Source organism: Pontibacter sp. HJ8 (genome assembly GCF_054824225.1).
In genome coordinates this window covers 16,356-27,119 of record NZ_JSYF01000219.1, presented here as the reverse complement: position 1 = coordinate 27,119, position 10,764 = coordinate 16,356, and the positions used below count along the sequence as shown (strand labels likewise).

Annotated in this window: 9 protein-coding genes; 6 read left to right on the top strand and 3 right to left on the bottom strand. The window is 53.1% G+C overall.

The genetic code is table 11. From position 1 onward, the window contains the following. Positions 1-109: 109 nt before the first annotated feature. The 5 genes from OB13_RS10560 (at position 110) to OB13_RS10540 (ending at position 6,738) form a co-directional block, all read left to right on the top strand. A complete protein-coding gene (locus OB13_RS10560) occupies positions 110-1,198 on the top strand; it encodes an amidohydrolase family protein (RefSeq protein ID WP_461490129.1) in 1,089 nt (362 codons plus the stop codon). Positions 1,199-1,308: 110 nt separating this feature from the next. After that, positions 1,309-2,589: a kynureninase gene (gene kynU, locus OB13_RS10555; protein ID WP_461490131.1), complete on the top strand. Its 1,281-nt coding sequence runs from the start codon at positions 1,309-1,311 to the stop codon at positions 2,587-2,589. 205 nt (positions 2,590-2,794) lie between these two features. Next, a complete protein-coding gene (locus tag OB13_RS10550; protein ID WP_461490128.1) occupies positions 2,795-3,181 on the top strand; it encodes a hypothetical protein in 387 nt (128 codons plus the stop codon). A gap of 295 nt (positions 3,182-3,476) precedes the next feature. Next, positions 3,477-5,720, top strand: coding sequence for a cation:proton antiporter domain-containing protein (locus OB13_RS10545; protein ID WP_461490127.1), 2,244 nt, complete (start codon positions 3,477-3,479; stop codon positions 5,718-5,720). Between the two features lie 79 nt (positions 5,721-5,799). Continuing rightward, positions 5,800-6,738, top strand: a complete 939-nt coding sequence (locus OB13_RS10540; protein WP_461490126.1) for a mechanosensitive ion channel family protein — start codon at positions 5,800-5,802, stop codon at positions 6,736-6,738. A 90-nt stretch (positions 6,739-6,828) separates the two neighbouring features. Here OB13_RS10540 and OB13_RS10535 read toward each other — a convergent pair whose 3' ends face one another. The 3 genes from OB13_RS10535 to OB13_RS10525 form a co-directional block, all read right to left on the bottom strand. Continuing rightward, positions 6,829-7,044 carry a Sec-independent protein translocase subunit TatA/TatB gene (locus OB13_RS10535; RefSeq protein ID WP_461490125.1) on the bottom strand — a complete coding sequence of 72 codons (216 nt, stop codon included), beginning with the start codon at positions 7,042-7,044 and terminating at the stop codon, positions 6,829-6,831. 407 nt (positions 7,045-7,451) lie between these two features. Further along, positions 7,452-7,841 (bottom strand): hypothetical protein, encoded by a 390-nt coding sequence (locus OB13_RS10530; protein ID WP_461490124.1) that lies wholly within the window; start codon positions 7,839-7,841, stop codon positions 7,452-7,454. 110 nt (positions 7,842-7,951) lie between these two features. Then, positions 7,952-9,301, bottom strand: coding sequence for an alanine/glycine:cation symporter family protein (locus tag OB13_RS10525; RefSeq protein WP_461490130.1), 1,350 nt, complete (start codon positions 9,299-9,301; stop codon positions 7,952-7,954). 178 nt (positions 9,302-9,479) lie between these two features. On the opposite strand from OB13_RS10525, the gene OB13_RS10520 reads away from it, so the two are divergent. After that, positions 9,480-10,763 carry a cation:proton antiporter gene (locus tag OB13_RS10520; protein WP_461490123.1) on the top strand — a complete coding sequence of 428 codons (1,284 nt, stop codon included), beginning with the start codon at positions 9,480-9,482 and terminating at the stop codon, positions 10,761-10,763. Position 10,764 lies beyond the last annotated feature (1 nt).

The following is a 10,764-nucleotide window of genomic DNA, read 5'->3' as shown; positions in this document are numbered from 1 at the left end:
CCGGTATTTCCGGATCCGAAAAGTGCGTAGAAAGTATAAAATGTTTATATTGTTGGATTGCCTGATGAAGACATTCCTCGTATAGCAGCTTTTTCGCCCCTTTACCAGCATGCAAAACCTGAAGCCTACACCTGTTCTCCATACTCCGGACGATCTTTTTAAGATTGACATCCACACGCACATTTTGCCTGCCACCTGGCCCGATCTGCGTGAGCGGTACGGTTATGGCGGCTTTGTGCGGCTGGAGCACCACAAGCCCTGCTGTGCCCGCATGATGATGGACGATAAGTTCTTCCGCGAGATACAGGACAACTGCTGGGACCCGAAGGTGCGCCTGCACGAGTGCAGCCGGCACCAGGTGGGCGTGCAGGTGCTGAGTACCGTGCCGGTCATGTTCAACTACTGGGCCAAGCCCGCCCATACCTACGACCTGTCCCGGATGCTCAACGACCACATTGCAGGTATAGTAGCCGAGTACCCGGATCGTTTTGTAGGGCTGGGCACCCTCCCGATGCAGGACACAGAGCTGGCGATCAAAGAGCTGGAGCGCTGTATGAAGGAACTGGGTATGGCGGGCGTACAGATCGGGACGAATGTGAATGGCTGTAACCTGGATGAACCAAAACTCTTCCCCATTTTTGAAGCCGCCGCCGCCCTGGGAGCAGCCGTTTTTGTGCATCCGTGGGACATGCTGGGCAAAGACCGCATGAGCAAATACTGGATGCCCTGGCTGGTAGGTATGCCAGCCGAGACCACCATGGCGATCTGCTCGATGATATTTGGAGGTGTGCTGGAGCGCTTGCCCAAACTGCGGGTGGCTTTTGCGCATGGCGGGGGCTCCTTCCCGGCCACCATCGGCCGCATTGCGCATGGCTTCGAAGTTCGCCCTGACCTGTGTGCGGTCGACAACAACGTGAACCCGCGCGACTACCTGGGCAGGTTTTATTTCGATTCGCTGGTGCACGATCCGCAGGCGCTGGACTACCTGGTCAACCTGGTGGGCGCCGGCAGCATTGCGCTCGGTACCGACTACCCCTTTCCGCTGGGCGAACCGGAGCCGGGCAAGCTCATCGAATCCATGCCGTACGACAAAGCCACCAAAGACCGCCTGCTCCACGGCACGGCCCTCGAATGGCTCAACCTGAAAAAAGAGCAGTTTGTGAAAGAGGCTGCTTCTGCTGCCAGGGAGAAGGTATAAGCAGTACTTTCCTCTCAACATTTCCTGTCTGATTTCTTATCTTGCAGAATAGAAAAGTGCTTAGCCTTTACAGGCAAAGCTAAATGATACCACACATCCGCACCCAAAAAATGAACTATCAGAATACCCTTGCCTTTGCGCAGGAGCAAGACCGGCAGGATCCGCTTAAGCACTTCAAAGACCGTTTTTATGCCCCTCAGGTAAATAAACAGGATGCTATTTACTTCTGTGGTAACTCCCTGGGGCTGCAACCGAAGTCGGCCCAGATGTACATCGACAACGAAATGTATAAGTGGGCGAACTTGGCTGTAGAAGGCCATTTCAAAGGTGAGGAGCCCTGGTTCAACTACCACCGGCTGCTGACAGACGGGGCCGCCCGCGTGGTAGGAGCCAAGCCGGAAGAGGTGGTGATCATGAACCAGCTCACGGTGAACCTGCACCTCATGCTCGTGTCGTTTTACAGGCCCGAAGGCAAGCGGATCAAAGTGATCATGGAAGGCGGGGCTTTCCCGTCGGACCAGTACGCACTCGAAACGCAGGTGAAGTTCCACGGCTATACCCCGGAGGAAGCGATCATTGAGTTGTTGCCGCGCGAAGGCGAGCATACCTTGCGCACCGAAGACATTCTGCAAAGTATACAGGATGCCGGCGATGAGCTGGCACTGGTGCTGATGGGCGGCATCAACTACTACACCGGGCAGGTATACGACCTGCAGGCCATCACCCAAGCGGGCCATGCGGCAGGTGCTGTTGTGGGCTTCGACCTGGCGCATGCTGCCGGCAACGTGCCGGTGCAGCTGCACGACTGGGAGGTGGACTTTGCTGTGTGGTGTACCTACAAATACCTCAATTCCGGCCCGGGTGGCACGGCGGGTGTGTTTGTGCACGAGCGCCACGCCCACAACCCGGACCTGCCGCGCTTTGCGGGCTGGTGGGGCCACGATGCCGGTTCCCGCTTCCAGATGAAGAAAGGCTTTCTGCCGATGGCCGGTGCCGAAGGCTGGCAACTGAGCAACGCCCAGATTCTGCCGATGGCCGTGCACCGTGCGGCGCTGGAGCTGTTCGATGAGGCAGGTATGGACAAACTCCGGGCGAAAAGCGAAAAACTGACCGGCTACCTGGAGTACCTGATCGATGATGTGCACGTGGGCAAAGAGGTGCTGGAGATGATTACGCCGCGCGACCCACAGGCCCGGGGCTGCCAGATATCCATACTGGTAAAAAAGAATGGCCGGGAGCTGTTCAACAAACTGATGGGAGCCGGTATCATCGTCGATTTCCGGGAGCCAAGTGTGATCCGCGTCGCACCTACGCCGCTTTACAATTCCTTCGAAGAGGTATACCGGTTTTCCGAAATACTGCATGCCTGCCTGGAAGGAGCTGATTCCTAAGTAAAATCAGCCACTGGCAGAAAACAAAAGCAGGGGATGTACAGAGGGGCTACAGGTATGCTATTCACCAGGAGGGATAACGGCCCAGTTTTCATCTCTCCTGACGGATAGCCGGGTTATGCGGTTGAATAAGGCCGGCACCCACCTGCAATTAGCCTTGTAAAAGCTACCTTTTTAGTTGATAAGCGCTTATTTTTGTAAACCAATGCCTTCTGCTATCAGCATAAAATACTATTTCCGATACCCTTTGATGTGGGTCATGCTGCTTTGGGCGCTTACTTTGCCCGGGCATGAGCTGGCCGTGTATAGTTTGTTGGTAAAAGGATCTATTGCTGAAGTTGCCGCTGGTTTGGGAATAGCGCCTGCCGGAGAAGACACCGGCTCTGTGAAGAAACCGGCGGTACAGGTATTTGAGGATGCCAAGGCCTCATCTTCTGTTGTGCTGAGTCCGCTGCAGACCATTAGGGCCTCGCTGCTGCGGTTGGCCTTTTTACCCCCTTCTGTTGACTTCCCGATCTGTGCTTCTGAGGCTATAGGGGGCGAACGGATCGCGCAATTATTCCTGATCAGCTTACTGCCGAATGCCCCGTAGGCGGAACATGCTCTTCCCGCTCTGATGAAGCAGGCTATTTTGATAGGCTATACCTGCTAAGAAACCTGTAGGCTGTATGCACGCTGCCTGCAACAAATTTTCTGATGCCAGAGGCGTTGCTGCCTAAAGCACCTGCTCTCATGGCGGGTAGCCGTAATGCCCGGCGCCAGAGAGCCTGTCTCTTACCTGGTGTTACCCGGAACAGGCTAACTATTCAAGTATACTGTAGGCTCTCATTCACTACAGCGGACAGTATACGCTCACTTATTCTCACAAAGGTTAACAACAACATTATATGACACACCTTCCCAACTTAGTCATGGACCTGGGACTAATACTTGGTGCTGCAGGCATCATGACACTCGTCTTTAAGAAGCTAAAGCAGCCGCTGGTATTGGGTTATATCATAGCAGGGCTGCTGGTAGGGCCACACTTCAACTTGTTCCCTACCATCGTTGAGATCGAGAACATCAACGTATGGGCTGAAATAGGCGTAATTTTTTTGCTGTTCACCCTGGGGCTGGAGTTCAGCTTCAAGAAACTGGTGAAAGTAGGCGGGTCCTCTTCCATCATGGCCCTGGTCGAAGTGGTGGTCATGCTGCTGCTGGGCTACCTCACAGGCAAGCTGCTGGGCTGGTCTACCATGGACAGTATCTTCCTGGGCGGTATCTTGTCCATTTCCTCCACAACCATCATCATCCGGGCTTTCGATGAGCTGGGTGTGAAGTCGCAGCGGTTTGCAGGCCTCGTGTTCGGGGTACTCATTGTAGAAGACCTGGTGGCGATCCTCCTGATGGTATTGCTCTCTACCCTGGCCGTGAGCCAGCAGTTTGCCGGCACCGAAATGCTGGCAGCGGTGCTCAAGCTGGCCTTCTTCCTGGTGGTATGGTTCCTGGCCGGTATCTTCCTGATTCCCACGTTCCTGCGAAAAGCAAGCAAACTGATGAACGATGAGACGCTGCTGATCGTGTCCATCGCCCTTTGTTTCCTGATGGTCATACTGGCGGCGCAGGTAGGGTTTTCGCCGGCGCTGGGGGCATTTATCATGGGGTCTATCCTGGCTGAAACGACCAAGGCAGAAAAAATTGAACACCTGGTGGCATCCGTAAAAGATCTGTTCGGGGCTATATTCTTCGTGTCAGTAGGTATCCTCATCAATCCCGAAACGATCTTGTCTTATGCCGGGCCGATTGCACTGATTACCGTGGTGACGATTGTGGGCAAAATGGTCAGCATTACGGGCGGCGGCCTGATGGCAGGGCAGGGGTTAAAGACTTCGATCCAGTCAGGTATGAGCGTTTCGCAGATCGGGGAATTCTCTTTTATCATCGCCACACTGGGGCTCACCCTCAATGTAACCAGCGACTTTCTATACCCGGTGGCGGTGGCCGTTTCGGCGATCACAACTTTTACAACACCTTACATGATCAAGCTCTCTGAGCCATTCCACAAGTCTATCGAACGGGTATTGCCGGCCAAATGGAAGCGCTCACTGAACGAGTATAGCTCAGGCGCCCAAACCATCAGCACAACCAGTGACTGGAAGCTGGTGCTCAGATCCTATACCATCAACCTGGTCGTGTACTCGGTCATCATGATTGCGATCGTCCTGCTCTCGATCAGGTACCTGTACCCGTTGGTGACCGAACATCTGATCAGCGGCATCTGGGGTGACATTACGGCTGTCGCCATCACCCTGAGCTTTATGGCACCTTTTCTTTGGGCGCTGGCGGTGCATCACCCGCAGAAAGAAGCGCAGGGGCGCATCTGGGCCAACAAAAACTACCGTAGCCTCATCATTGTGCTCGAATTTATCCGGATCGGTATTGCGATTCTGTTCATTGGCTTCCTCCTGAATCAGGTGTTCTCCGTGCTGGTAGCGATTGTGGTAGGGCTGTTTATCGTGTGCCTGCTGGTTGTTTTTTCGAAAAGAATTCAGAACTTCTACATCCGGATAGAAAACCGGTTTATGTCTAACCTGAACGCCCGCGAAATCAGTGCGGCCAGCAAAATGACCCATACGCTGGTGCCCTGGGAGGCGCACCTGACCAGCTTTGATGTTTCGCCTGAGTCGGCCGTAGTAGGCAAAAGCCTGGTGGAGCTGCAGATCAGGGAAACGTATGGCGTGAATGTTGCGGTGATTGAGCGGGGAGACAGAACCATCATGGCGCCTACCCGGTATGAAAGGATTTTCCCGGATGATAAGATCTATATTTTCGGAACCGACGAACAAATAGAGACAGTCAGGCAACTTATTGAGTCGAAGGTCGTGCCTGAGCTAAACGGCGAAGCCGGAAAAGAAGAGATCCGGCTTCAGAAGCTCGTTGTATCGGCCGGATCGATGCTGCTCAACAAAACAGTGCGCGCATCCGGTGTCCGGGAGAAAACGAAAGGGCTGATCGTAGGTATAGAGAAGAAAGGGGAAAGAATACTCAACCCCGACTCAGAATTGGTGATCGAGGAAGGGGATATCCTGTGGATCGTGGGAAGCCCCTGGCGGATCAGGCAGCTGGAAGCAGCCAAGGAACTGGTTGTGTAAATAATTTTAAAGCTATACCTGCCTGATTATTCGTAAAGAGCTGTTTATAGCCAGCTATTGATGTTTTAACTAGAACTGCATGCGAAAAATAGAGCACTGGATCGAGGAAACGCTGAATCTGTCAGCTGAAACCCAGGAAAACATCTTGATGTCCGTTGTTGTGTTGCTGGCGCTATGGGTCGCCAGCCGGTTGCTGCTGCGGGTGGCAGCCAGGCAGCAGACGGATTCTAGGAAGCAGTACCAATGGCGAAAGACCACCAACTATACCATTACCGGCCTTGGTATCATATTCCTGGCCAATATCTGGTTCGATGGTTTTCAATCCATTGCCACCTTCCTGGGTTTATTTGCGGTTGGCCTGGTGGTAGCTTTGCGCGATCCGATCCTGAACATGTTTGGCTGGGTATTCCTGATGTGGAAGCGGCCTTTCAAGGTAGGGGACAGGATCAAGATCAGCAATCATACCGGCGATGTGATCGATATTACCTTCTTTCAGTTCACCCTGAATGAATTGGGGGAGTGGATAGATTCCGAGCAGGCAACCGGGCGGGTGGTGCACATACCCAATAGCCACGTTTTCACGCAGCCACAGGTAAATTATAACTACGGTTTTCCGTACCTGTGGCACGAAGTGCAGGTGCGCATCACCTTTGAGAGCAACTGGCAAAAAGCCAAAACCATACTGGAGGCAATCGGCAACCGGAATACAGAGAAGTTAAGCAAAGAAGCAGAGCAACGGGTCCGGATAGAGTCGCAGCGGCATCTGATCTTCTATCGCAGCTTCGATCCGAAGGTCTTTATGAAAGTCCGCGAAAACGGCATCCAGCTGACCATACGCTACCTGAGCAACCTGAACGGCCGCCGTGACAGCGAAAACCACATCTGGGAAGAAATACTGACGCAGTTTCAGGCAGCTCCCGATATTCATTTTGCATACCCAACTACCCGTTTTTACAATTCCCAGGAAGAACAGGGTAAAGAGATTTCAGCAAAGAGACCGTCGTCCAGCATGTACTAATTGTAAAAGCCCGGGGGCCCGCCGCTATACCTGTTACAGGTATAGCGGCGGGCCCCCGGGTTTACTTGTCGACGGTGGTTCAGGACAGCGTTATCTGTTGTCTTGGTTTTCGTCTTTGAGTGGCTTTTCCAGGTCGTTTCGAATCTCTCTGGTAGCATCTTTAAACTCGCGGATACCGCGCCCTAAACTTCGTGCCAGTTCAGGTATACGCTTGGCACCGAACAGGAGAAGAATGGCGAACATGATTAACACCATTTCGGAGCCGCCTATATCTCCAATAAATGTGAAGATGGTGAAGTTTTCCATTGTTATTACTGTTAAAGGTTTGCTGATTGAATTTTTGATTTGGTTTTTTGCTGCAGGAACCGTTTCCTGTTTTACAAGAAGTGCTGCGGCAAGCGTTTTGAAAGAGGGCCTGGAGTACTAAAGCCCGAGACCTTGTACCTGTAAGCAGGCAACGGCCTTACCAGCTGGTTTTGCAGCCAGGGTCGCAGACGCAATCCTTTGTGGTATCTACCCCAGTGGTGATGCACAACAAGCAACAGGAGCCTGCTAGTGCGCCAATTCAGGTAAGAATTGATTCGGCTGAAGTTTTCTGCATATCACGTATAGCATTCCCGCAGCATCCGGATGGTTGTGCTTCTCAGAGGAAAGGAATGCGTATACCTGCCTCCCGCTAGATGCGGCAGGTATATGCGCAATAAAAATGGGGGCTAGGGAGCGTTCGGTTGTATGCTGGAGAGGAAAAGGCGTTCTATATAGCTTCTGCCCTCCTGCTTTGTGAGGTACGCAGGTACAAACTCATCGATAGGTGCAGCAAAGCAGTGTATTGGCGGCAATGGTGCCGCTTCCTCCTGCAGCAGGTTGGTAACGAAGGGGTTGGATACATTGGCATCCGTGGAAATATGCTGCCCTTTCTTTTTGAGTTTACCCGGGAGCTTAAAATCCGGGTTGAAGTGCACACTAGTGGATGTGTAGCTTGTGCAGGTAGGCACAGAATCCAATGCCTGCGTTCCCTGGCCTGTGAGCAGGATCGCCCAAAGCAAGGATACAGACAGCAACAAGTGCCTGATGCAGGAGGGTTTGGTTCTGATTTTAGACATACACACGTACTAATGTACTGCCTTCTATTCTAGGATGACAACAAAATGGGAAACATGGTTCTATGTTACCCATTTTGTTTTGAATTCCCCTTATTTATGGAGCGCAGCACTCAGCTTTTTTCCATTTCATACACCCTGGTTTCTTTTCTGAACTGCTTCATACGCCCGAAATAATCTTTCGCAGCGGCCTTTACCTTCGGCGACAACAGTAGTGCCGAGACCATGGTAGGTATAGCCATCATAGCGTACATCCCGTCGATCAGGGCGATAACAGCAGTGATGGTGGCGGTAGCTCCAAACACAATGGTGGCCACATAGAAGTAGTTGTACAGATGTTTATACTTGGCGCCAAACAGGTAACTGAAGCACTTAGTGCCGTAGTAGGAGTAGGAGAACAGGGAGGTAAAGGCAAAGATCAGCACACACAGCACCAGCACATAGTTTCCAAAGACCGGCATGGCGTTGTTGAAGGCCATGGCCGTGATCGTCACGCCGCTGGCCCCGGAGGTTTGCCAGGTGCCGGTCACAATGATGGCCAGGCCCGTAAGCGTACAGACTACAATCGTATCGATAAAAGGACCCAGCATGGCGACCAGGCCTTCACGGATCGGTTCGTCGGTTTTAGCGGCGCCGTGCATCATGGAGGCCGTTCCTATACCTGCCTCATTCGAAAACGCAGCCCGGCGTGCTCCCGCTATGATAATGGCTCCTACCGCCCCGCCCAGCATGGAATCAGCTTTAAACGCATCGGTAAAGATCAGGGCAAACGCATCCGGGATATTGGTATAGTTGACAAACATGATGTAGAATACTGCCAGCATATACATCACGACCATGCCCGGTACCATTTTGCCGGCCACATGGCCGATGCGCTGTATGCCTCCGAAGATAACGAGGGAAGTAATGAAGACGAGGACCAGTCCGATGGTCAGGTTGGTATAAAAAGCATCGCCTGAGCTAAAGCCGTTGGGCACAAGCACCACTTCTCGTATCACCTGCGTCAGCTGGTTGGCCTGGAAGATGGGCAGGGTGCCGAACAGGCCGGCAACGGCGAAGAAGACAGCCAGCGGCTTCCATTTCTTTCCGAGACCTGTTTCAATAACGTACATTGGTCCGCCTTCCAGGTGCCCTTTGCTGTCGTAGCCGCGGTACATCACCGACAGCGAACAGGTAAAGAACTTGGTAGCCATCCCCACAAAGGCGCTCACCCACATCCAGAAGAGCACGCCGGGGCCGCCAATGGCAATGGCTACGGCCACCCCGCTGATGTTGCCCATACCTACTGTAGCAGCCAGCGCAGCCGACAGCGCTTCGTAGTGGTTGATATCGCCCGGATCATCCGGATCGTCGTACTTGCCGCGCAGCACGTTGATGGCGTGGCGCATGTACCGGAAAGGCAGGAATCCGGAGTAAAACATGAAGTAGAAACCACCCCCCATCAGCAATACCAGCAAAGGCATACCCCAGGCGGCGTCACTGAAACCGACTAATAAACTTTCTAAATCTTTCAATGTTACTAAGGCTATCGAAGCTGTAAAGATAAGCACCTGAGTCGAAATTTCGTATGAATGTTTGCCAAGGTGCCTGCCGCTCAGCTGCTTTTGCAGTTACTGCCCAACTTAACCCACGAATTATTACATGGATCCCTACATCATTGCACTTACGATAATAGGTTTTGCGGCACTGGCGATGGCGTGGGTTCCTGCTATCCTGGAAAAAAGCTTTCTGTCCTACCCAATCATATTCCTGCTGGTAGGAGTCATTCTTTACAGCCTTCCTCTTGACCTTCCTTTGCCGGATCCCATGTGGCAGGAGAACTATGTGGTGCACCTGACGGAGCTCAGCGTGATCATTTCACTGATGGGCACGGGCCTCAAGATCAGGCGCAAATTCAACTGGAAAAACTGGCAGATCCCGTTCCGGCTGGTCAGTATCACGATGCTCCTGTCGATCGGTATACTGGCTGCTATGGGCTGGTGGCTGTTGGCGCTGGCACCGGCGGCGGCGGTGTTGCTGGGAGCCGTCATCGCTCCCACAGACCCTGTGCTGGCCGAGCAGGTACAGGTAGGTCCGCCCCACGATACGGAAGAGGACGATGTGCGCTTTTCGCTCACGGCAGAGGCCGGCCTGAACGATGGGATGGCGTTCCCGTTCACCTGGCTGGCCATTGTCATGGCGGTCGCAGTGGGTACCCAGGAGCCATGGCTCGAAGAGTGGGTGCTGCGGGATCTGATTTACCGCATCGTGGTCGGGGTAGGGATGGGCTACCTCATCGGCCGGGGGCTGGCCTACCTGATCTTCTATCTTCCTCCCAAGGTAAACTTCCCTAAGACCCGCAATGGCTTTGTGGGCTTATCTGCCACGCTGATATCGTATGGGCTGACGGAAATCGCAGGCGGGTATGGCTTCATGGCTGTCTTTTTTACCGCCCTCACCATGAGCAGTTACGAAGAGGAACACGCATACCATACCGAGATGCACGACTTTGTGCTGCAGGTAGAGCGCATCATCATGATGGTCCTTCTCATACTGTTTGGCGGGAGTCTGGTGAGCGGCATTCTGGACCATCTCACCTGGAACGATGTATTGATAAGTCTGGCCTTTTTGTTTATAGTACGCCCTTTAGCCAGCCTGGTGGCTATCTACAACGTGGGTTGCTCCTGGCGCGAAAAGATGGCCATCAGCTTCTTCGGTATACGGGGCATCGGATCTTTCTTCTACCTGTCCTTTGCCTTGTCTAAAATCGACTTTGCAGATGCCGACCGGCTGTGGTCTATTGTGGCCTTCATCGTGCTGGTTTCCATCATCCTGCATGGCGTTTCGGCCTCCCGCGTCATGGACCACCTGGACCTGAACCGGCGCAAACCTTACCGCCAACCTCAAAAGTTGCAGCCGGCGAATCAGGACGCTGAAAAATTATAAG